The sequence below is a fragment of the Compostibacillus humi genome, assembly GCF_014637175.1.
Classification (GTDB): domain Bacteria; phylum Bacillota; class Bacilli; order Bacillales; family Amphibacillaceae; genus Oceanobacillus; species Oceanobacillus humi.
Genome location: NZ_BMEV01000028.1, coordinates 17,335 through 40,825, shown reverse-complemented (window position 1 = coordinate 40,825; position 23,491 = coordinate 17,335). Strand labels below are relative to the sequence as shown.

Below are 23,491 nucleotides of genomic sequence, written 5' to 3'. Positions count from 1 at the left end.
TGACTATATTTTACCAAAAAGGGATGTTTTTTTGTTCATTTTTAGATATAATGTTGTGAATTCTTTCAGTCATATCAAGTGTTTACTAGTGTTTTTCGACTGCGAAAGTTGAGATTGTAAAAGAAAAAGACGGGGTGGTAGATAATGGATAAGATGCAGGGATTGGAAGAAATGTTCAGAGCGATCAATCAGCTGTCGGAAGGGGAAGCGAAAGCTATACTGAAACTACTTTATGGGAGTCTTAATACATATGCAGCGGGAAACGGAGAATATACGAGTGAACAGTTAATTCAGGATATAAAGAATGTATTTATAAAAATCCCGGATGCTGCGAATTAATATCTTCTATGGCAGGAAAACGAAAAGCTCCGCATGTCATTATGCATGCGGAGCGAATGATTACATCATTTGTTTCGTTTTTGTTTCTTCAATTTTTGCGTCTTTCACATAGGCTTCTTGCAGCTTTTCGGTTATTTCGCCCGGTTTTCCGTCAGCAATAACGATATCGTCCACTTGGATGACCGGGGTAATTTCTGAAGTGCTGCTCGATAAGAACATTTCATCAGCAGATGGAATATCATCCAATGTAAAGCTTTCTTCGATAAATGGAATGTTTAAGTCTTTTGCAAATTTTTCTACGGCCATCCGCACGCAGCCGTGTAAAATATTTTTTGTTGCAGGGTGGGTATAAATTTTTCCGTCTTTTACTAAGTAAATATTGGATGAGCTGCATTCGGTAACGACACCATCTTTATGCAAAACTGCTTCATAACAGCCTTGTTCACTGGCCTCTTGTTTCGCAAGCACGTTCGGCAGCAGATTTAAACTTTTAATATAACAGTTTTCCCAGCGGGAATCTCTTATACTAATTGTTTTGACTCCGTTTTCCAATGCTTCGAGATTACGAGGCAAATCTTCAATATAGGCATACAGATTTGCAGTAACTCCTTTAGGAAACACATGATCCCGAGGTGCTGACCCCCTCGTTACTTGCAAATACAATTTTCCGTCGCTCGTCATTTTGTTTCGTTTTATCAATTCTAGTAAAAGCCGGGAAAGTTCTTCTTTTTCAAATGGAATGTTCAGTTTGATCGCCTCTGCCGAGCGGTAAAGCCGGTCTACATGTTCCTGGAACAAATAGTAGTTTCCATGATAAATCCGAATCACTTCATAGATTCCATCGCCGAATTGTAATCCCCTTTCCTCAAAAGGGTATTTTAGGCTGTCTTTATGTTTAAATGTAGATTGGCTTAAAATAATTGGATATAAAGACATTTTTCTCCCTCCCTAAACACTTCCAGTGTACCATAACAGACTGAAACTCTCCATTGAAATTTATGAAACTGGCAAGTAATAACCACTTCATTAATATTATAATATAGGAAATTGAGGAATATTGTCCGATTCTGTCAAAAAAATGGTTGATTTGTAATCGGAACCTTGATATAATACTTTTTGTCCACAAAATATAACGCATGTGCGGGTGTAGTTTAGTGGTAAAACCACAGCCACGAGCAATGCTTCTGCCGAATAGGCTGCGAGTTGCCTCGAAGCGTAAGACCATCTACGATTAGGCTAAGTAGCTGCAGAGGCATGACACGGGCGTAAACAAATTCAAAATTAAATATTTTTATAATATGCGGGTGTAGTTTAGTGGTAAAACCACAGCCACGAGCAATGCTTCTGCCGAATAGGCTACGAGTTGCCTCGAAGCGTAAAACCGTCTCTGAGCAGGCTAAGTAGCTGCAGAGGCATGACACGGGCGTAAACAAATTCAAAATTAAATATTTTTATAACATGCGGGTGTAGTTTAGTGGTAAAACCACAGCCTTCCAAGCTGTTGTCGAGGGTTCGATTCCCTTCACCCGCTCCATACATAGTGTCCAACGCAGTGTTTCGTAGAAATGGCTACGAAGCGTTGCGTTTTTTATTTTTTATAGCACTGAAATATTTCTTCTTAACTTGAAATTCTGCTTTTCCCCATTGTAGACTGGGAGTATCAGAGAAAAGAAGAGGGATTAAGATGAAAAAGCTGGTCGAACAGTTAAAACTGCTGCATCAAAAAGGATATAAAGCTTATAAAAGCATCCAAGGCCGTTATGAAGGCGATAAATTTACTTTATATATTGATTATGTTCAAGGAGATCCCTTTGCAACTCCGTCGAAGATCCGCCTGGAAATACCAGTCCGTCTCCTTCCGATTCAAGCAGAGTGGTTAAAATTGCGGCATGAAAAAACAGCCGTTGAGGATTGCATTGCCCGTGCCGTTGGCAAAGCAGTATCAGAGCTGGACAATAGACCGCGAGGGAGCGGACATAGCGGAAAAATTTTCTTTGACAAACCAGGGCAGGAAATATTAGAGAGAACGGCAGTTATGATGAATGATCGAACGGTAACCGTTTGTATGTCCGTCGGATTGCCGGCAAACGGACGGAGAATCAATGCGAAGGAGGCAACACTACTATTTGCCAGCCGTATTCCTCACATCTTAAACCGTTCTGTCTTTCGAATTTCCTCAGAAACGATACAAAGTGCTGTTTGCCTTGCTGACCAGCAAGCCGCCATTCGTGAAGAACTGAAAAGAAACCAGTGGATTGCCTTTATTGCCAATGGTTCGATTTTGCCCCGGGAAAGCGGCATTAGCAATCTCCCTTTAAAAAACGCCCTTCCTTTTCAAAGTCCAAGAGAGCTGGAAGTGGAATTAACGGTGCCCCATCGGGAAAAGCCGATAAAAGGGATGGCTATCCCCCGCGGGATTACGCTAATTGTAGGTGGCGGATATCACGGAAAAAGTACTTTGTTAAAAGCAATCGAGCGAGGGGTATATTTTCATGCAGAAGGGGATGGAAGGGAATTTGTTATTACGGATCCGGACGCTGTAAAAATTCGTGCCGAAGACGGCAGGAGTATTCAAGGGGTAAACATTTCTCCTTTTATTAACCGTCTTCCCCGTCGAATCGATACGACATTTTTTTCTACCGAAAATGCCAGCGGCAGCACCTCCCAAGCAGCCAATGTGATTGAAGCAGTAGAGACTGGAGCAACGGTATTATTAATAGACGAGGATACGAGCGCAACGAATTTTATGATTCGGGATGTTCGGATGCGGGAATTGGTCAGCGAAGAAAAGGAGCCAATTACTCCATTTATTGACAAGATTGTCGCGCTGCGGGATAAATTTGATATTTCTGCTGTATTGGTCATGGGCGGTTCTGGAGATTATTTTTCCGTAGCCGATACGGTCATTATGATGGATGAATATAAGCCAAAAGTGGTTACCGAAAAGGTAAGGGAAATTAACCGCAAATATCCAGCACCAACAGAAACGTTTTCAAGAGATTTTGGCATCGTAACTCATCGTCAGTTCCATCCTTCCTCGCTGCAGACAAAAAAGGGAAAGCGTCATAAAACTCAGGGGAAGGAACTTTATACAATCATCATGGGAAAAACAGAAATTGTTTTCGATGCATTGGAACAGTTAGTCGACCTGTCCCAAACGAGAATGATTGCTGAAATTATCCAATATCTGGAACGGACGAACAGTTTAGAAGGCAAAACGTTGACGGAACTCCTTGCTGAAATTGAAAGGAAAATGGATAAAGACGGTCTAGGATTTGCAGTGTTGAACGGGGATAAACATCCCGGTGATCTTGCCCGGCCGCGTAAACATGAAATTGCCGGGGTATTGAACCGGATGCGGACGTTAAAAGTAATTAGACAAAATTAGAAAGGAGGGGTTCTTTTGCAAATCGATAAATTGAAGGATGAAATAAAGGAATATGCGAAGGAAATAGGCATTGATAAAATCGGTTTTGCATCGGCAGATGTATTTGGTGAATTAAGGGAGCGGCTGCGGCGTCAGCAGGAACTGAATTATCAATCCGGTTTTGAGAAGGGCTCCATTGAAGAACGGACTGAACCGCAACGGTTGCTGCCGGAAGCCCAATCGATTATTTCCATTGCACTCGCTTATCCGTCAAGAATGAAAAATGCGCCAAAAGGAACAAAGGCTGATCGGAGGGGGATATTTGCCCGCGCGTCTTGGGGAATGGATTACCACCTCGTGCTGCAAGACCGGTTGGAAAAATTGGACAGCTTTATTAAAAAAAGAGTTCCGGATGCTGTCACAAAGATTATGGTCGATACAGGGGAATTATCGGATCGGGCGGTAGCCGAACGGGCCGGTATTGGCTACAGCGGAAAAAACTGTGCCATCATTACAAAGGAATTCGGTTCTTTCGTATATTTAGGAGAAATGTTGACCAATATTCCTTTTATTCCCGATGAACCGGTGGAAGATAGCTGCGGAGATTGCCGTAAATGTATAGAAGCTTGTCCGACCGGAGCACTTATTGATCACGGCGGGCCTAAGGGAGGGCAGATTAATGCCCAGCGATGTATTTCTTTCCTAACGCAAACGAAGGATTTTATGCCTGAGGAGTTTCGCGGAAAAATTGGAAACAGACTGTATGGATGTGATACGTGTCAGCAAGTTTGTCCAAAAAATAAAGGAATCGATTTTCATATTCATAAAGAGTTTGAACCGGACCCGGAAGCGGCCAAGCCAAAATTAAAGCCGTTATTGCGTATTTCCAACCGGGAGTTTAAAGAGAAGTTTGGCTATATGGCCGGCTCCTGGCGAGGGAAGAAGCCCATTCAGCGGAATGCACTTATTGCCCTCGGTCATTTTAAAGACGAAACTGCCATTGAAGATTTAAAAGAACTTTTGCGAAAGGACCCTCGTCCGGTTATTCGCGGTACAGCTGCCTGGACATTAGGAAAAATAGGCACAGAAGAAGCGGTAAAAGCGATTAATGAAGCCATGGAAAAAGAAACCGACGAACAGGTTTTATATGAAATGGAGAAAGGATTAGATTTAGCAAAGATAAAATAATATTAAGAATCGGCGGAAACTGGAAAAGCAGTTGTACGTCTTATGGATAGATGGGTTATTATAATGACCGTTGAAACAGAAGCCTTCTAAAGACCACTTAAGACGGAAAATATTTTTAAAAGTGCTCATAGGAGCGCTCTAAAGACCGTTTGAAACAGAAATTGTCTTTAAAAGTGCTTATAGAAGTGTTCTAAAGCCCATTATAAACGGAAATTGCCTCTGAAAGTGCTTATAGAAGTGTTCTAAAGACCGTTTGAAACAGAAATTGTCTTTAAAAGTGCTTATAGAAGTGTTCTAAAGACCGTTTGAAACAGAAATTGTCTTTAAAAGTGCTTATAGAAGTGTTCTAAAGACCGTTTGAAACAGAAATTGTCTTTAAAAGTGCTTATAGAAGCATTCTAAAGACCGTTTGAAACAGAAATTGTCTTTAAAAGTGCTTATAGAAGTGTTCTAAAGACCGTTTGAAACAGAAATTGTCTTTAAAAGTGCTTATAGAAGTGTTCTAAAGACCGTTTGAAACAGAAATTGTCTTTAAAAGTGCTTATAGAAGCATTCTAAAGCCCATTATAAACAGAAATTTCTTTTAAAAGTGCCTATAGGAGTATTCTAAAGCCCATTAGAAACAGGAGTTGTCTTAAAAAGTGCTTATAGGATTGTTCTAAAGACCGTTAGAAATGAAAAATAGCTTCGTAAGTGCCCATAGAAATGCCCCGTTGACAGCGAAAATATTATCAGCTGCAAAACTAAACCAAAAGGATGAGGAGAATGGAAATTTATTATGATGAATGGGAATCTCCCATCGGACCACTGCTCGTTCTTGCATGCGAAGAGGGGATTATTCGCATTGATTATGGCAGGATGAAAGATTTAAAGGACGAGATATCAGCCTGGCTTTTAAAAAATGGAGTAAAACCAATTTTCATTAAAGATTCTAATCAGACTACTCAAGCTAAAAACGAATTGGAACAATATTTTAAGGGAGAGCTCCGGAAGTTTGCCATGCAGCTCCATCTATTCGGCACTCCGTTTCAAAAAAAGGTGTGGCAAGCATTGCTCGATGACATTCCCCATGGTCAAACAAAGTCGTATCAAGATATTGCCTATACTATTGGAAATCCGAAAGCTGTCCGTGCGGTTGGCGGAGCGGTGAATCGAAATCCAGTTGCGATTGTCGTTCCCTGTCACCGGGTTATCGGCAAAAACGGCAAATTAATAGGGTATAATGGCGGACTGGATAAAAAAGAGTTTTTGCTAAAACATGAAGGTTTTCTTAATTAATTGTGGAAGCATAGACTGTCTTTTCGGCAGGTTATGCTTCCTGTTTTTTATAAAAATAGTTCTGTAATAAATACTGCCATGCAAGCAAAAAGTGATACGGCAATCAAACTGTTTCCGCGATAGGCAAAGAGAATGGCAATGATAAAACCGGCGAGTGCTGACCAGGGAGATGCTGTGGCATCCAATATAGCAGGGAAAATCATCACTGCCAACGTGACATAAGGTACGTAATATAAAAAGGATTTCACGTAAGGATTTGTTATTTCCCGGCGGACAAGGGTGAGGGGCAGCACCCTGATTAAATAGGTGACGCCGGCCATAACTAGGATATACAGGTACACTTGGTTCACGCTTCATCCTCCTTCACAGGAAAAAAATAAGCGGCGATTCCGGCTATGATAATCGTTAGGAGAATAATTTTTACTCCGGAAGAGATTTCGTTAAGCACCGGGAGCTGGGAGAATAACAGACTGCTCGCCATTGAAATAACAATAAGCGAAGCGATAACTTTATTCCCCCGGGCAGGAGGGATAATGACAGCCAGGAGCATACCGTATAAAGCAATACTTAACGCACTCACCGCCCTTGGAGGCAAGAGGTCTCCAGCAATGACGCCGGTCAACGTGCCGAATATCCATCCAGGCAGGGCAATAGATGCCACCCCATATGTATAAAAAGGATGCAATCTTCCTTTTGCAGCTGCTGATACAGCAAATACTTCATCGGTAATTCCGAAAGCCATGATGAACCGGTGAATCATTGGCGTATTTGGAGCAATTTTTTGGGATAGAGCAAAGGACATTAGAAAATAACGTGAGTTAATAATCAGCTGGGTCAGTGCCATTTCAAGGAAAGTAGCACCGCCGATAATTAAGGTTACTCCGGCAAATTGGCCAGCAGACGTAAAATTAGTCCCCGACATCGCTACAGCCTCGTTGGGCGTTAAGCCTGCCTGTTTGGCAATAATCCCAAAGGTAAAGGACACAGCAAAATACCCGAGGGCGATGGGGATTCCGTTTTTTAACCCTGTCCGCCACATATTCATCTTCGATTCCATTAGAAATCCTCCTGTAATGTTGAACCCATTGTTAAAAGTTTTGAGAATAAATTTATCATAGGAGTTTCCATAAGTAAAATTAATTTATATAATTAAAATATAAGAATTTCTTATGCAAAGGGAGATTGTATGAATCGTTACGAAGTGTTTCTGAAGGTGCTGGAAAAGGGGAGTTTTACAAACGCCGCAGAAGAATTGGGTTATACCCAATCGGCTGTCAGTCAAATGATTCTCGCTTTGGAACAGGAATTGTCAACGACGCTGATCATCCGATCGCGGAAAGGAATATCGTTAACGGCAGATGGGGAAGAATTTTTGCCCTTTATTACAAAAGTAGCCAACTCTTACCGGGAGTTAATGGAGAAAAGTAAGGAGATGCAAGGGCTGGAAAGCGGCAATATTCGAATTGGCACCTTTTCCAGTGTATCTTGTCATTGGCTTCCGGGTTTAATTAAAGAATTTAAGCAAAGGTATCCGTCCGTACACTTCCATCTTGCCCAAGGGGAATATACGAGTATTGCACAGTTTATTAAAGAAGGAACTGTTGATTTCGGCTTTGTAAACCCGGATGCAGCAAAGGATTTACAGACGGTAACATTGAAAAAAGATCGGATGCTTGCTGTCCTTCCTGTAAATCACCCGCTTGCCAAAAAGGAAAGGATAACGGTGGAAGAATTAGCAAAGGAACCGTTTATTTTTTTGGAACAAGGAGAATTAAGTGAACCGTTAGAGATTTTTAAGGAGAAGGGGTTTTATCCGAATATTCAATACCGGGTTTTTGATGATTATACGATTATGTCGATGGTGGAAAATGAATTAGGAATTTCTATTTTGCCTGAATTAATTTTGCAGAAAGTAGATTACGAGATTGTAACGAAGGAAATCGACCCTCCAATTGTCCGCACCCTCGGTATCGCGTACAAGAACAAAAAAACATTGCCAATTGCCAGCAGGTATTTCATAGATTTTATCATTTCCCGGTTTCAAAGTTCCAAAGTAACAGAAAGCAGGTGATATGACTGATATCACCTGCTTCTTCATTAACGGCCGCGCCAAGTATGGATAAGACTTTGATCTTGGCCGCGGGCGAATACGTCCGTACGGTTTGGTCCCCAAGAAACAGCAGCTGGTGCGGATGTAAGGTTTCCGCCAATATTTTCCCAAGCTGACCAGCGGGTGCCATTCCACTCCCTGCGGAAAAGTCTATTTCCTGTGCCCCTGACAAATACTTCCAGGTGGTTTGGTCTTCTGGAAGATACGGCTGGAGCACTTGTCAAAGTTCCTCCTAAGTTTTCCCAATTGCTCCACGATACACCGTTGAACCAGCGATGGATTAACTGGTTATTTTGTCCCCGGGCAAAGACATCAATACGGTTTGGCCCCCAGGAAACGGCAGCCGGTTCGGAGGCAAGATTTCCTCCAAGGTCTTCCCATTCTTCCCAACGGCTTCCGTTCCACGTCCGTTTATACAGCCGGTTTCCGCTTCCGCGAACGAAAACGTCCAGTTGATTTGTTCTCCGGGAAGATGCTGCCGGCCCGCTCGTCAGAACGCCGCCAAGGCTTTCCCAGTCATTCCATCTGGAACCGTCCCACCATTTATGATACAGTGCATTATCTGTGCCTCGGGCGAAAACATCGATGCGGTTTGGTCCCCAGGAAACAGCGCCTGGAGCTGATGTCAGCACTCCGCCGAGATTCTCCCAGCTGCTCCAGCTTCTCCCATTCCACCAAATATGATATAGGGCGTTATCGGTACCTCGGGCAAAAACATCCAAGCGGTTTGGCTGCCAAGAAGACACAGCTGGGGCTGATGTTAATACTCCGCCAAGGTTTTCCCAAGGGGCCCATCCATCTGCAGGCTCCTCCGGCCGCAGTAATTGTAATGTAATTTCAATAACCCTGGTTAATATTCGGTTCATGACATTTCTCGGTACATTTAATTGGGTAAACAATAAAGTTAGCCATGGCACTTGCCGCTGAAACTGCTGGTAAATTTGTGCTGCAGACTGGTTCGTATTAGCCAGATTTAATGTGAAGTTAATAACAAAGAAAAACACATATTCCGCAATTTGCCGGTCCATTCCTGCCTGTTGCAGCTCATTAAACAGGCTGCTGTGCTCAGTACGTATATGCTGCAACACCTGCTGGGCATTGACTTGCTGGCGCATTTGATACATCGGTTCTAAACGATGAGTACTTGCTGGTACGGGTATATATACAGGTACCAAGAAATACGAGTGATTGTACATATCCATTCCTCCGCTTTTTCATTAGCATATGCGTTGAATGGAAAAGTGGGTATATAACAAATAAAAAATGATTTATTATGCTAAAATAACGGAATAGGTAAAGGAGACATTACATGAATAGACAGAATCGGATACGGGAAAAATGGATTGTTTTGGCAGTTAGTTTAGGAGTTATTTTAAATCCGTTAAATACAACGATGATCACCGTTGCGCTGCCATCGATTCAAACTGATTTTCAATTGGATGCAGCGGATATTTCCTGGCTTATTGCGTCTTATTTTATTATTAGTGCCGTTTTTACTCCGTTAATCGGAAAGCTGAGTGACGCTTACGGAAGGAAAAATATTTATCTCATCGGACTTGGGCTTGTTGTTGTTTCCTCTATTTTGGCACCCTTGTCTTCGTCCATGCTTGTTCTTTTATTTATGCGGGGAATTCAGGCAATTGGGACTTCCGCCCTTTATCCGGCGGGTATCGGAATTATACGCAATACAATTCACCATAATCAGAACCGGGTTATCGGAACGTTATCGGTATTTGCAACGACTTCCGCCGCATTCGGTCCGACGATTAGCGGCCTGCTTATTCAATTTGGCGGCTGGCCGATTATTTTCTACGTTAACTTGCCGGTACTAGCGATTGGTCTTATCTTAACTATTTTATATATCCCAAGGGACGAAAAGAGCAGCAAGAAAACATACAAATGGGATGGGATTGGAATTCTTCTTTTTAGTGGGTTTGTCACTTGCTGGATGGTTTTTCTATTGGCATTAGAAGAACAATTCCAGTGGGGAACGTTAATCATCGCGATTCTTTTGACATTTTTGTTCTGTTTATACGAAATGCGGATAGAGGAGCCGTTTATTAATGTCAACTTTTTCCGGAAGAACATGAACATTTCGCTCATCTATGTGCAATACATATTATCGACGGTGATTTTCTTTGCCATTTTGCTCAGCATTCCGACATTTCTGCAGAGTGTATTGCAAGCCAGTTCCCAGGCAGCCGGCATGACGATGCTGTCTTTGTCGGTTTTTGCGATGATTTTTACCCCGATAGCAACGAGATGGATGGAGCGGGCCGGTTTTCGTATGCCGTTGTTCATAAGTGCAATTATTGGCCTGGCCGGAAACTATTATTATTTACTATTGAGGAACATTCTTTGCTGCTTTGGGTCGGCATCGTGCTGGCAGTTACAGGAATTAACAATGGGATCCAAAATATCGGACTGCAAAATTTACTTTATTCTTTCATAAGCGTGTCAGAAAGCGGCATTAACTCCGGGCTGTTAATGACTTCCAGATTCATTGGAAATATATTGGCATCAAGCATTTATGGTGTCGTCTTTGCATCGGGGATGAACTCGGCCAATTTAGATAAAATGTCAGTCGTATTGCTGGCGGTTGCCATCGTACTTATCCCGGGAATGGTTTCAAAAGCGCAAAGAAGAAAAGTTCGGCAACTAGTGCGGAACTTTCGGCAATATAGGCAAGCCTTCCTTCCATATACATAAGATGGAGGGATTGCTTATGGAAATTTTAAAGCAGTATTGGCTCGATTTTTTTGGGGAAATGCGTGACGAGGAAAACTGGTGGAAAAGGAAACAAAAGCTATGGGAAAGCCGGGACGGGAAAATTGTTCAAATGAAGGGAAAAGGGAGGATTTACGAAAAATACGTTTTTCGCAATGAAGAAAAATATCAATACCACTTGCATTTACGCTTTCTTATTAAACAGAAAGACCGTTTTCATCTGGAAGAACAGATCATTCCGTATGAATTGCTTATCGTCAATGGAAAGGTAAAGGAACATAAGGAAGTCAAAAGAAGGAGTATGCCCGATGGGGGAAAACTATCCTTTGAAATAGAGGCTGGTACTGGTGAACGGTTTACGTATAACCGCTTGCAGGCGGTACAGTATGCGGAACGGTGGTGGAACAGTTACAACCCTGCTTACCGCAAGTTTGAGGTGGACTGTACAAACTTCGTATCCCAATGTTTGCGGGCGGGGGGAGCGCCGATGCGGGGAGCGCCGGTGCGAAGCCGCGGCTGGTGGTATAGCGGTGACAGCTGGAGCTACAGCTGGGCGGTGGCCCATTCTCTTCGCTGGTATTTAAGCGGTTCCACCGTCGGGCTTACAGGAACGGAAGTCGAACGGCCAGAGGAACTGGATCCGGGGGATGTCATATGCTATGACTTTTCCGGTGACGGCAGATGGGACCATAATACAATTGTCGTCAGCAAAGATTATTATGGAATGCCTCTCGTCAATGCCCATACTGATAATAGCAGGCACCGTTACTGGTCCTATGAAGATTCCACCGCATATACCCCCGATATTCAATATAAATTTTTCCGTATTGGCTAGCGAAAAATGTTATAATGAATGATGCTATCTATCATAGTAAGGAGAAATGAAAAGTGGGACTGCACGTAGTTTTATATCAGCCAGAAATACCTGCAAACACGGGGAATATCGGAAGGACATGTTTGGCTACCGATACGACGCTCCATTTAATTCACCCGCTGGGCTTTTCGACGGATGACCGGATGCTGCGCCGGGCCGGGCTGGATTATTGGAAAAATGTGGATGTACGGGAATATCAGTCAATCGAAGAATTATATGAAACTTATCCCGAAGGGGAATTTTACTATATCGAAAACTTTGGTACAAAGCACTATACAGATTTCGATTTCAGCAGTCGGGAAAAAGAATTGTTTTTTGTCTTTGGCCGGGAAACGAACGGTATACCAAAAGAATTGTTAGTCGGAAAAGAAGACCGCTGCCTCCGCATTCATATGAATGATAAAGTTCGTTCGCTAAATCTTTCCAACACAGCGGCGATTATCATTTATGAAGTGCTGCGCCAGCAAGGATTTCCGAATTTAACGTAAATAAAAAGCCGTCATGGTCTGTCCATGGCGGCTTTTATCATTATTGGTTATCTTTAGGGACTCCAGCCTTTGCTTCATAACCGGAAGTAAATATGGAAACGAGAAATGTAATAACAACCCCAATGATTAAAGCTAATTTCATTTTATAATCCTCCTCGATATGTAAAAAACTAGAAATGGGTTCATCTGTATTTATTATAGCGAAAATCGCTTACAAAAGAAACATGGAATACATATATTAAAATTTAGGAATTGTCTGCGATTTATCGATAAATGATAAAAGTTTGCGATAATTCTTTTTCTTATCTAAATATCTGAACTTATGTTGTTTCCAACAATAAAATAAGGTATATTAGTCTTTGAGGGCAAGAAATATAACCGTTTACAAACGGTCAAAGGTATATGGGGGTATATATCGTGGTAGAATACGAGGAATCTACACTAAGATTCTGGGATCAGTTTTTTGGTCCGAACAAGGGGTATGTTGAAGAACAGTATGAATTGTACAAACAAGATCCAGAATCCGTAGCGCCGTCCATTAGAGAGATATTTGATAAATATGGGGCACCTATTTGGCTGCATGAGGATTCAACTACTGTCTCCGTGTCTCAAGCGCCTTCAAACACAGATGTGAAAAAGTTATCCTCAGCATTCCGACTTGTTGAGGCTATTCGGCGTTATGGGCATTTAGAGGCAGATATTTATCCGGTCAGTAAACATAAAGACCCGCATACTGCGGAAATTGACCCAAAAACTTACGGGCTGACGGAAGAAGATTTGCGGAACATGCCAGCATCCTGGCTATGGGATAAGGCGCCAGCCGGTGTGGAGAATGGGCTGGACGTCGTCAAAACATTAAAGAAATATTATACTGGAACAATTACGTTTGAATATGATCACGTGAATAATGATGAAGAAAGAAAATGGCTATTTGATTTAATAGAATCTGGAAATGCTAGATTGGAATTATTAACAGAAGAACGGAAACAGTTATTGGAACGACTTGCCGAAGTGGAAGGATTTGAAAACTTCCTCCAAAAAACGTTCGTCGGCCAGAAACGATTTTCTATCCAAGGGCTGGAAGTAATGGTTCCGATGCTCGATGAAATTGTGGACCATGCCAAAGAAGATAAAGTGAACAATATTATGATGGGAATGGCCCATCGCGGCCGATTGGCAGTTTTAGCCCACGTATTAGGCAAACCGATTGACAAAATATTCTCGGAGTTTAATGCCGGGGCGGATAAAGAACTTATCCCATCGGAGCAGGATTCGAGAAATATTCACTACGGCTGGACTGGAGATGTGAAATATCACTTCGGTGCCGAGAAAGTGATTGAAAACGAAGGGAATCCTTTGAAATTAACGTTAGCCCATAATCCTTCCCATTTAGAATTTGTCAATCCGGTAGTAAATGGGTTTACAAGGGCTGCTCAAGATGACCGAAGTGAGAAAGGATATCCGAAGCGGGATATTAATAAAGCATTCAGTGTGTTAATCCATGGAGATGCAGCTTTCATTGGCGAGGGAGTTGTCGCCGAGACATTGAACTTAAGCGGACTACCTGGCTACAGTACAGGCGGAACGATTCATATAATCGCCAATAACTTATTAGGATATACAACGGACCGGGAAGACGGCCGTTCCACCAGATATGCCAGCGATTTGGCAAAAGGATTTGAAATCCCGATTATCCGAGTCAATGCGGATGATCCGATTTCCTGTATTTCAGCAGTGAAAATTGCCTACGAATATCGCAAGCGATTTAATAAAGACTTTTTAATTGACTTAGTCGGCTATCGCCGTTACGGCCATAACGAAATGGATGAGCCGAGAACGACTCAGCCGCTGCTTTATAAAGAAATTGACAATCACCCTTCCGTAGCAAACGTATTTGCTTCATCGCTAATCGAGAAAGGATATATCAAGGAAGAAGACTTCCAAAAGATTACTGAAAAAATAGAAAGTAACTTACGGGCAATTTATAACAGCTTGATTGAAAAAGAAGATGCTGATGTGGAAGTCCCTTATATGCCGGAAGTATTGAAAAATGGACTGGATCACTTTAATACGGCAGTGGACTTAAATGTCTTGAAAAAATTAAATAAGGACTTGCTCAAACGTCCAGAAGGATTTAACGGATTTAAGAAAACGGAAAGAATATTAAAACGCCGTGAAAATGCACTGGAAGAAGGAAACAAAGTCGATTGGGGAACAGGGGAAGCACTAGCCTATGCCTCAATTTTACGGGATGGCATTCCAATCCGAATTACCGGTCAGGATACGGAGCGGGGAACGTTCGCCCACCGTCACATGGTGCTGCACGATGTCAATACGGGAGAAAAATATTGCCCGTTACACGGATTAGAAGATGCCAATGCTTCCTTTGAAATTAGGAACAGTCCGTTATCCGAGGTAGCGGTACTAGGATTTGAGTATGGCTACTCAATTGAATCTCCGGAAACATTGGTTATATGGGAAGCACAATTCGGAGACTTTGCCAACGTTGCGCAAACGATGTTTGATCAATTTATTTCCTCTGCCCGGGCCAAATGGGGTGATAAGTCCAATTTAGTGATGCTTTTGCCGCATGGATACGAAGGCCAAGGACCGGAACATTCCAGTGCCCGTTTAGAGAGATTTTTGCAAATGGCAGCGGAAAACAACTGGATTATCGCCTATCCGTCATCGTCGGCCCAGTTTTTCCATCTGATGCGCAGACAGGCGATGTTAGGCGGACGGGATGAAGCAAGGCCGTTAATTGTCATGACGCCAAAGAGCAGCTTAATCCGGAATCCGCGTATGGCTTCAGAAGGAAAGGAATTTTCCGAAGGACGTTTCGAATTATTGCGAAATCAGCCGAATTTTGCGGTTAATAAAGACGCGAAACAGCTCCTAATCGGCACCGGGAAAATTATGATTGATATCGAAGAAGCAATGGAACAATCCGGCGGCAGCTATGATTGGATGCGCATTGTACGAGTAGAACAAATTTATCCTTTCCCTGAAAAAGAATTAAAGAGAGTAATAGATGAAATGCCTAATTTGGAAGAAATTGTTTGGGTACAAGAAGAGCCGCGCAATATGGGTGCTTGGGATTTTGTCGATGATTATTTGCGCGAATTGAAGAAGGAACACCAATCTCTTCGTTATATTGGTCGTCCTGACCGTTCATCACCAGCAGTAGGTTTGCCAAATGTTCATAAAGAAGAACAGCAACAAATCATACAACAAGTGATAAACCCTGAAGGAGGAAATTCCAGTGCAAGAAATTAAAATTCCAGAATTAGCAGAATCCATTACCGAAGGAACGATAGCAGAATGGTTAGTCAAAGTCGGAGATAAAGTCGAAAAGGGAGATCCGGTAGTAGAGCTGGAAACCGATAAAGTCAACGTGGAAGTAAACTCTGAGTTTTCTGGTGTCATTACGGAAATTGTGCAAGAAGAAGGCGCTGACGTATCTGTAGGGGACGTCATTGCGAAATTGGATGAAAGCGGAACTCCTGGGGCAGTACAGACGGAATCTGCACCAAAACAAGCGGAAGAAGCTCCAGAGAAAAAAGAAGAAGCGAAGCCGGCTGCACCGGCAGCACAAGAGCCTGCAGGAAATGCAGGTGTTATCGCAACACCAGCAGCAAGAAAACGGGCTCGGGAATTAAATATTGATCTCAGCTCTGTCCAGCCTGTTGATCCATTAGGCCGCATCCGTCCGGAAGACGTGGAAGCAGCTGCTCAAGCCAAGACGGCACCTAAACAAGAAAAAGCAAGCAAATCTGCGGCTAAACCAGCAGCACAAGAATTTACAAAACCGGTAGAAAGAATCAAAATGTCCCGCCGCCGGCAAACGATTGCGAAGAACTTAGTCAATGTCCAGCACGAAGCAGCGATGCTGACAACCTTTAACGAAGTAGACATGACCGCAATTATCGAACTCCGGAAGCAACGGAAAGACAAATTCCTTGAAAAACACGGTGTTAAACTCGGATTCATGTCTTTCTTCACAAAAGCTGTTGTCGGGGCATTGAAAGAGTTCCCGCTTTTAAATGCGGAAATTCAAGGAAATGAAATTGTCGTGAAGAAATTCTATGATATCGGTGTTGCCGTATCGACAGACGAAGGATTAGTTGTGCCAGTTGTTCGTGATGCGGATCGTTTAACATTTGCCGGAATCGAAAAAGCGATTGCTGACTTAAGCAAAAAGGCAAGGGAAGGCAAGCTCGAGCTTAGCGATCTGCAAGGCGGAACCTTCTCAATCACAAATGGCGGTATTTTTGGTTCGATGATGTCTACGCCAATCTTAAATGCGCCGCAAGTCGGTATTTTAGGAATGCACAACATCGTAAAACGTGCGGTTGTTATGCCGGATGATACGATTCAAGTTCGTCCGATGATGTACTTGGCACTTTCCTACGACCACCGCATTGTCGACGGAAAAGAAGCAGTAAGTTTCCTCGTACGAATCAAAGAAATGCTCGAAGACCCGGAAACTTTATTATTAGAAGGGTAATAGATGAACGAATAAACCCTGTATTTGACGTCGGTCAAGTACAGGGTTTTTTCTTTTTAATCGAATAGGGAAATCCTTTAATTTAATTGTTTTTTGCAGATTTAAGTTTAAGCTGTTTTTCGTTTCGTGCTGATTGCAAAAGATTAACGTACGTTCCTACTTTCATATAGTTGAGATGATTTAAAAGCGTATTGTTTCTGGATATAAAACTGCCGCCATAGGAGAGCAATGGCGCCGCATGTCAGGCCAATCGTAATTCCAATCCAATAGCCAAAAGCTTCCAGCGCAGTATAGTTTGCGAAAATCCATCCGATTGGCAGCCCGATAAGCCAATAAGAAACGATGGCAATGAAAAAAAGAATCCGTACGTCTTTATATCCCCGCAGCACCCCTTGGATTGGTGCGCCAAAGCTGTCCGCCAGCTGATAAAATATGGCAAGAATAAGAAACTTGCTCGTTAACTCGATTACTTCGGTATCGGTATGATATAAGGAAGCGACCGGTTCCTTGAAAACAAATAAAATAACACTATTAAAGACGGCCATTAATAAGGAGCAGCTTATGCCGATATTTGTATATGTCCGGGCGTCCTTCAGCCGGTTTGCTCCGACTTCATAACCGACGGCAATCGTTAATGCCATGCCAACGCTTAATGGAATCATATAAAGCAATGAAGAAAAGTTCATCGCCGCCTGATGCGCAGCAATCGTATTTGTTCCATATCCGCTCATTAAAATTGTTACAGCCGAAAAAATACTCGTTTCCAAAAACAGGGCAGATCCAATCGGCAGACCAACCGTCAGCTGTTCTTTCCATTGCTTAAAAATCGGCTTTTTCCAATTTTTAAAAATATGGTAGGAACGAAACGGAGTAAGAGCATACACACAAACGACAGCGATAATGCAATTGATCCAATACGTCATCGCCGTTGCCAGTCCGGCGCCGATTCCGCCCATTTTCGGCAAACCGAATTTCCCAAATATGAATATGTAATTCAATACAATATTGACTGGCAAAGTAAGAAGAATAATTGCCATGGACATTCTCGTTCTGCCTAAAGCATCCATAAAATTCCGCAGCGTATTAAAAATAAAATATGGAATAATGCCTAAACTTAGCGCGAACAAATAATATTTGGCAATTCTCTCCACATCCTGCTGCAAATTCATTACTTGCAATACCGGATCCAAAAGAAGAGCTCCCAAAATAATTACGAAAATCCCAAGAAATATTGCCACATAGATGGCTTGCTGCATGCTTTCTTTTATCTCTTTTTGTTTCTTTGCTCCTGTAAGCTGAGCTATAATGGGGGTGACTGCCAAAAGAATGCCATACATCCCGGTATAAATCGGCACCCATAGACTCGTTCCGATGGCAACCCCAGCCAGATCCTTTGCCCCGGCCTGGCCGGACATAATGGTGTTAAAAAAGTTCATCAGAAAGAGGCTAATTTGGGTAACAAAGATAGGAACGAAAATGATGACAAAAAGTTTTATTTTCTCGGTAATGGAAGATGTTTCATACATCGTAAAATCTTCCTCCTATGTATAATAAGCATAGAGACTTATACGGCATGAGGATAATTATAACCTTTATTTTCAAAAAGGCAAAGAAAGGAAGTACATAATGACTAGGAAACGGATATTATTTACCGGAGGCGGAACAGCAGGCCACGTCATGGTCAATTTGGCTTTAATTCCCGTATTTTTGGAGAAGGGCTGGGAAGTGGATTATATTGGCTCCCATCATGGAATTGAGCGGGACTTAATTGAAAAAATTCCTGAAGTAACATATTATCCAATATCGACTGGAAAGCTTCGCCGGTATCTATCTAAAGAAAACTTAAAGGATCCATTTAAAGTAATGAAAGGAACGCTGGAGGCGTACCGGATTATCGGAAAGAGAAAACCGAGCATCGTTTTTTCCAAAGGAGGGTTTGTCTCCGTACCAGTTGTTGTTGCAGCTAAATTAAGGGGGGTCCCGGCTGTTATTCACGAATCCGACTATACACCTGGACTGGCAAACAAATTGTCTGTTCCTTTTGCCAAAAAAGTGTTGACAACTTTTCCAGAAACGTTGAACTATCTGCCGGCAAAAAAATCGGAAAATGTCGGCGCGGTCATCCGGGACGAATTGTTTCAAGGCGAGAAGGAGAAAGGATATCAATTTACCGGTTTTTCTGGAAAAAAGCCTGTACTGCTTATTATGGGCGGCAGTGCCGGTTCGGAAAAAATTAATCAGGCGGTCCGGGACAATCTCCCCGTGTTACTGGACAATTTCCAAATTATCCATCTTTGCGGAAAAGGAAAGGTAGATACGGACATTCGCCGGGAAGGTTATTTACAATATGAATATCTTCATGAAGAACTGAAAGATATATTCGCTATTACGGATTATGTCGTATCCCGGGCGGGGGCAAATGCAATTTTCGAATTTTTAGCACTGCGAATTCCGATGCTTCTTATCCCGCTTTCCCGGGCAGCAAGCCGAGGAGATCAAATTGATAACGCCAAATCTTTTGCCAGTAAAAAATATGCCCGCATGCTGGAGGAAGAAGAACTGACAAATGACAGCTTTATACGTGAATTATTTCGCCTTAAGCAGGAAGCTCCGGTAATGATCGATAAAATGAGAGAATATGAAAGTACCAAAGCGAAAGAAAGGGTCATTGACATTATTATGGAAAATAAGAAGTAGAGGGTGTCCGAAAAGTAAAAATTTCCAAAGAGGCGATAAACAAGAATATTGATATATCAAGATTTTGAAACATGAAAAAAGAGCTTCCAGAAGTCGAAATACGACTTTCTGGACAGCCCCTTTTACATAATCGTTCCATGATTTACTATTTTTACTTTCACATTATATTTAACTGATATTTCCGGGAATTTTTCCCGCCATTCCTCATTCGTTAAATCTTTTTCCCGCAATGTTGCAGCATAATATTTACCATAGCCAATTACATCTGAATTTATTTCTTGCAGTTTGTTAAGCAATGTTTCATAGTCCTTTTTCAAACTTTTTTCGATTTCCTTTTCAAGAAGCTTAAAATTCTTTTCGTTTATTTTTATAGACCGGGAAATTTCGTTTAAATTCATTCTTAAGTTTATGTCAGTTTCGTATTGCAAGTTTTCCTTATCCGTCAGGGAAATTTTCGATTTGCCCTTCAAAATGGTTAACATTAGTGAAATTTCCTCGACATCAACCTTAGGGTCAAATTGGATATAGGGTGCAAAAGGTTTTGCAGGAAGGGTTATTTCAATCCGTGTATCCTTTAAAGTCTTTTTCATTAAGTTGACTAATAATGCATCTTTCATTGATATCCGGTCAACGTACTTATCTTCCTGAAATACGGCCAGTCCTGTCAATGTTGGTTTATTGTTGACTAAATCGATAATCGGCAAAACCGGGTCGATGCCAATTTCTGTGTGCATATGGTCAAAATGGGTAATGGAAGTTTCCGGCAGCCGTCCATCATTCATTTCTTTTTCAATCAGGTTTTGCAAATATTGCCCGATATTAATGGCCACATTCTCCTGTCCTGCCGTCAGCACCTCTTTTGCAGTACTGTCTGTAATGGCGAAATAGGCTGTTTCGTTATCCCTTGCATCCCTAACAAGGCCATTTAAATAGCTGGACAGTCCCCGTTCCGCCAGCTCCCTGCCAAACATTTCCACACTGATTTGGCCCGGCACGAGATTATAGCTCATATGATAGCCTGCCCTTTTTCTTGCTCCTTTAATCGTTTTTCCCCTTTCAATAATCGTATTCGTCATAGCGGAATGCTGAATGTCAAATTGAAAAACGATTAACGTCGTTTCCAGCAGTTCGTCACTACTTTCTTCGTATAAATCAACTCCGCGGGCATTAATAATTCCCAGTGTTTCCAGTTCCTGTGTCTGAACGCATGCAGCGAGGAACGTAAACAGGGCAAGGAGCGGGAATATTTTAAGCTTTTGCATGTTTTTCATTTCCTTTCCTTTTTCGGCTTCGATTTTTTATCCATACCCAAGGCAAAAGGAGAAAAGGATAGACATAGACAATCCATAAGCCAATAGCAGAAGATAAATCGATGATTTTATGAATGAAAAAATGGTCACTGATGAGAATGATGCAAATAAATAAAATAATGGCGACGATATATAGAGTAGTTTTTTGCGAAATTTGAAAAAGACGTTTTGCGCCATACGTAATTACCCACATAAATATTACAATATTCGGAATCACAACCATCATCCACTCGGCAACAACGACATAGTCAAAGCGCTCAACAAAAGAAAAGGTTTGCAGCTTATATAAATCTAATACGGGCCATTCCCTTCTCGTTAATTGACTGGCATTAAAATAGCCAATGGCAACCACTGTTAAAACCAGGGTTTTAGCTGCCGAAAATCCAATAGCTGTTTGAGTCGCCTTATTCGTCTTTTGCTTATTTTGAATAAAAGGATAAATAAAAAACAAAAGCTCAAAGCCCATCATTGTATAGGAAGTCGATTTTGCTCCGCTGACAATTTCATTGAAAGAGGCTTTAAGAACCGGCTGGAAATGAAGAATGTCAAAGTTTAATATCGGCTGAATCAGCAGGAGATGCACCCATTGGGTCAGGAAGAAAAAGATAAAACAGACACCGACAACTATGCGAATTCCGCCAAGTACAGTATAAATTGCAAGAATGAGCAGCAATCCGCCTAAAATGTAATTATCCATATCCGGAAAAATATAGACTTTTACTACTTCAATATAAGTGATGAGGATGGATAATAAACCAATGGTAAAATAGATCAGATAAATCGTTCCGAGTATTTTGCCGATCCATTTTCCGAATAAATCTACTTGAATTCCGAGAATATCTGCATTTTTATATTGCCTTAAAATATAGATCATGGTCCATACAACAAGAACGATATAAAAATAGGAGAGCAGGATGGAAATCCATCCATCGTGCTCTGCTTCGAGATAAACAATTCTAGGCACGCCTAAGATTCCTACTCCAATCTGTATGGAGGCAATGAGAAAAAATACGTAAAAAGCTTGAAACTCCAAATCTGGTTTCTTTTTCACGTTAATCTCCATACATTCACCTACTCATCAATATCTCTTTTTTTCCGCGCATCCTTTTTGCTGTACCGAATCGCTTTTTTGGGACGATAGGATATAAACCGTTTATTTTGAAAATCATTCGGCAGCCGGAATATTACTTTATTCAAATCTTCCCAGCGGAAAGGGTAGATTGGCGCTAAATACGGCCGGCCAAGGGAAGTCAGCTTTAACAGATGGACAACAAGAAAACTCATCCCGTATACGATGCCGACGATTCCAAGGGTGCCAGCAAGAAAAATCATCGGAAAGCGAATTAGCCGAGCCGTCGTACCCATTAAGTAGTTTGGGGCGGTAAAAGAAGCAAGGGCGCTCAAGGCAACGACAATCAGGAGAACATTGCTCGTTATCCCGGCTTCCACTGCTGCTGTCCCGATGACAACACCACCAACGATACCAATGGTCTGGCCGACTTTTGTCGGCAGTCTTGCCCCGGACTCCCGCAATAATTCAATGAGCAATTCCAGGATTAATACTTCCAAAATCGGGGGAAAGGGCACTGCTGCCCTTGATTGGCCAAGATTTACTAATAAAGATGTCGGAATGATTTCATAGTGAAAGGTAACGACGGACACATAAATTGGCGTCAGCAAAGTAGAGAGAAGAAAGGACAAATATCTGAGAATGCGCAAAAATGAGCCGACATTCCAGCGCATATATAAATCTTCGGTTGATTCAAAAAAACTAAAAAATGTGGAAGGAGCAATGATAGAGGTCGGACTATTTTCCACTAATACCCCGATTCTCCCCCGGGAAATGCTGTAGCAGAACCGGTCAGGCAATTCGGTTGACAGAAACTGGGGAAAGATTGACCGGGATGAATCCTCTAAATATTGCATTAATACCGAACTGTCATCCACGTTGTCAATGTCCAGTTCTGTCAATCTTTGACGCATCGTGTTAATATCCGAAGTGTTTGCAACGGATTTTATATAAACGAGCCGCACTTCCCTTGGTTCTTGTTTTCCGACTGTATACTTTTCCATCACGAGGTTTTCTGAACGAATATTCCAGCGGATCATATTCAAGTTTGTAATAAGGGATTCGGTAAAACCGACTTTTGGGCCTAAAACGAGCGATTCCGTTTCTGCCTGCACTAGGGACCGTTTTTCTTTTTTCAGCAGCAAATAGGAAAGGGCTGCATCTTCCCCTTCAATGTAGACAAATACTTTGCCGATTAAAAGTCCGTCCAGTAATTCTTGCAGTTTCTTCTTCTTTTCCGCTTCAGCAAGGGGAATATTGTTGAGTATCGCTTTGTTTGTCCATGGTTCGTTTCCTTCTAGTAATGTCTTTACTAGCGATTCATGGACCCATTGGGTTTCCACAATATAGCTGATAAAAAATACAGCAATTTTTTTATTTTCGTGGTCGTAAACGGTAAAACTTAAATCCGGATTATTTTCAAACCGATTCTTCAAAAGTTTTTCCAGTTCCTCTATTTTCATAGGGAAAATATTTTTATCATTGCTGCCGCTCCCTCGCATCTCGAAATCCTCCAGAAAGTAATTCTACCGTTTAG

At 41.9% G+C, this 23,491-nt stretch carries 20 protein-coding genes and 1 tRNA gene; 13 read left to right on the top strand and 8 right to left on the bottom strand.

The annotated features are described in order from the left end of the window. Positions 1-144: 144 nt before the first annotated feature. On the top strand, positions 145-339 hold the full coding sequence (locus tag IEV18_RS08790) for a hypothetical protein (RefSeq protein WP_188392018.1): 195 nt from the start codon (positions 145-147) through the stop codon (positions 337-339). Positions 340-399: 60 nt separating this feature from the next. Here IEV18_RS08790 and dat read toward each other — a convergent pair whose 3' ends face one another. Continuing rightward, entirely contained in the window at positions 400-1,275 is an 876-nt protein-coding gene (gene dat, locus IEV18_RS08785) for a D-amino-acid transaminase (protein ID WP_188392017.1), read from the bottom strand. Positions 1,276-1,799: 524 nt separating this feature from the next. On the opposite strand from dat, the gene IEV18_RS08780 reads away from it, so the two are divergent. The 4 genes from IEV18_RS08780 (at position 1,800) to IEV18_RS08765 (ending at position 6,172) form a co-directional block, all read left to right on the top strand. Further along, positions 1,800-1,873: transfer RNA gene (locus IEV18_RS08780), tRNA-Gly, on the top strand. A gap of 150 nt (positions 1,874-2,023) precedes the next feature. Then, complete coding sequence (locus IEV18_RS08775; RefSeq protein ID WP_188392016.1) at positions 2,024-3,727, top strand: ABC-ATPase domain-containing protein; 1,704 nt, start codon at positions 2,024-2,026, stop codon at positions 3,725-3,727. A 15-nt stretch (positions 3,728-3,742) separates the two neighbouring features. Beyond that, on the top strand, positions 3,743-4,894 hold the full coding sequence (gene queG / locus IEV18_RS08770; protein WP_188392015.1) for a tRNA epoxyqueuosine(34) reductase QueG: 1,152 nt from the start codon (positions 3,743-3,745) through the stop codon (positions 4,892-4,894). A gap of 765 nt (positions 4,895-5,659) precedes the next feature. After that, positions 5,660-6,172 (top strand): methylated-DNA--[protein]-cysteine S-methyltransferase, encoded by a 513-nt coding sequence (locus IEV18_RS08765; protein ID WP_188392014.1) that lies wholly within the window; start codon positions 5,660-5,662, stop codon positions 6,170-6,172. A gap of 47 nt (positions 6,173-6,219) precedes the next feature. Here IEV18_RS08765 and IEV18_RS08760 read toward each other — a convergent pair whose 3' ends face one another. Together IEV18_RS08760 and IEV18_RS08755 are read right to left on the bottom strand one after the other, a co-directional pair. Next, entirely contained in the window at positions 6,220-6,522 is a 303-nt protein-coding gene (locus tag IEV18_RS08760) for an AzlD domain-containing protein (RefSeq protein ID WP_188392013.1), read from the bottom strand. After that, entirely contained in the window at positions 6,519-7,229 is a 711-nt protein-coding gene (locus tag IEV18_RS08755; RefSeq protein ID WP_188392012.1) for an AzlC family ABC transporter permease, read from the bottom strand. Before IEV18_RS08755 ends, IEV18_RS08760 begins: the two co-directional genes overlap by 4 nt. 129 nt (positions 7,230-7,358) lie before the next feature. On the opposite strand from IEV18_RS08755, the gene IEV18_RS08750 reads away from it, so the two are divergent. Next, positions 7,359-8,243, top strand: a complete 885-nt coding sequence (locus IEV18_RS08750) for a LysR family transcriptional regulator (RefSeq protein WP_188392011.1) — start codon at positions 7,359-7,361, stop codon at positions 8,241-8,243. A 26-nt stretch (positions 8,244-8,269) separates the two neighbouring features. Here the strand turns inward: IEV18_RS08750 and IEV18_RS08745 are convergent, their stop codons facing one another. Beyond that, positions 8,270-9,478 (bottom strand): PLL family lectin, encoded by a 1,209-nt coding sequence (locus IEV18_RS08745; protein ID WP_229733609.1) that lies wholly within the window; start codon positions 9,476-9,478, stop codon positions 8,270-8,272. Between the two features lie 113 nt (positions 9,479-9,591). Between IEV18_RS08745 and IEV18_RS08740 the strand changes: the two genes are divergently transcribed. From IEV18_RS08740 to odhB, 6 genes are all read left to right on the top strand, one after another. After that, the gene (locus tag IEV18_RS08740) at positions 9,592-10,734 is read left to right on the top strand and encodes an MFS transporter (protein WP_188392009.1); all 1,143 of its coding nucleotides are present in this window, start codon (positions 9,592-9,594) and stop codon (positions 10,732-10,734) included. A gap of 62 nt (positions 10,735-10,796) precedes the next feature. Further along, positions 10,797-10,991: a hypothetical protein gene (locus tag IEV18_RS08735; RefSeq protein WP_188392008.1), complete on the top strand. Its 195-nt coding sequence runs from the start codon at positions 10,797-10,799 to the stop codon at positions 10,989-10,991. Positions 10,992-11,007: 16 nt separating this feature from the next. Further along, positions 11,008-11,844: an amidase domain-containing protein gene (locus tag IEV18_RS08730; protein WP_188392007.1), complete on the top strand. Its 837-nt coding sequence runs from the start codon at positions 11,008-11,010 to the stop codon at positions 11,842-11,844. A gap of 53 nt (positions 11,845-11,897) precedes the next feature. Next, entirely contained in the window at positions 11,898-12,371 is a 474-nt protein-coding gene (trmL, locus tag IEV18_RS08725; protein ID WP_188392006.1) for a tRNA (uridine(34)/cytosine(34)/5-carboxymethylaminomethyluridine(34)-2'-O)-methyltransferase TrmL, read from the top strand. A gap of 417 nt (positions 12,372-12,788) precedes the next feature. After that, a complete protein-coding gene (locus IEV18_RS08720) occupies positions 12,789-15,647 on the top strand; it encodes a 2-oxoglutarate dehydrogenase E1 component (protein WP_188392005.1) in 2,859 nt (952 codons plus the stop codon). Next, the gene (odhB, locus tag IEV18_RS08715; RefSeq protein ID WP_188392004.1) at positions 15,634-16,878 is read left to right on the top strand and encodes a 2-oxoglutarate dehydrogenase complex dihydrolipoyllysine-residue succinyltransferase; all 1,245 of its coding nucleotides are present in this window, start codon (positions 15,634-15,636) and stop codon (positions 16,876-16,878) included. Before IEV18_RS08720 ends, odhB begins: the two co-directional genes overlap by 14 nt. A 143-nt stretch (positions 16,879-17,021) precedes the next feature. Here the strand turns inward: odhB and IEV18_RS08710 are convergent, their stop codons facing one another. Continuing rightward, complete coding sequence (locus tag IEV18_RS08710) at positions 17,022-18,404, bottom strand: MATE family efflux transporter (protein WP_188392003.1); 1,383 nt, start codon at positions 18,402-18,404, stop codon at positions 17,022-17,024. A gap of 100 nt (positions 18,405-18,504) precedes the next feature. Here IEV18_RS08710 and murG point away from each other — a divergent pair, with 100 nt between their 5' ends. Then, on the top strand, positions 18,505-19,575 hold the full coding sequence (gene murG / locus IEV18_RS08705) for an undecaprenyldiphospho-muramoylpentapeptide beta-N-acetylglucosaminyltransferase (RefSeq protein ID WP_188392002.1): 1,071 nt from the start codon (positions 18,505-18,507) through the stop codon (positions 19,573-19,575). 122 nt (positions 19,576-19,697) lie between these two features. Here murG and IEV18_RS08700 read toward each other — a convergent pair whose 3' ends face one another. From IEV18_RS08700 to IEV18_RS08690, 3 genes are read right to left on the bottom strand one after another with little or no spacing between them, the layout of a single operon-like run. Beyond that, positions 19,698-20,837, bottom strand: coding sequence for a Ger(x)C family spore germination protein (locus tag IEV18_RS08700; RefSeq protein WP_188392001.1), 1,140 nt, complete (start codon positions 20,835-20,837; stop codon positions 19,698-19,700). Next, complete coding sequence (locus IEV18_RS08695) at positions 20,824-21,936, bottom strand: GerAB/ArcD/ProY family transporter (RefSeq protein WP_229733608.1); 1,113 nt, start codon at positions 21,934-21,936, stop codon at positions 20,824-20,826. Before IEV18_RS08695 ends, IEV18_RS08700 begins: the two co-directional genes overlap by 14 nt. Before the next feature lie 20 nt (positions 21,937-21,956). After that, positions 21,957-23,456, bottom strand: coding sequence for a spore germination protein (locus IEV18_RS08690; RefSeq protein ID WP_188391999.1), 1,500 nt, complete (start codon positions 23,454-23,456; stop codon positions 21,957-21,959). Between the last annotated feature and the right edge of the window lie 35 nt (positions 23,457-23,491).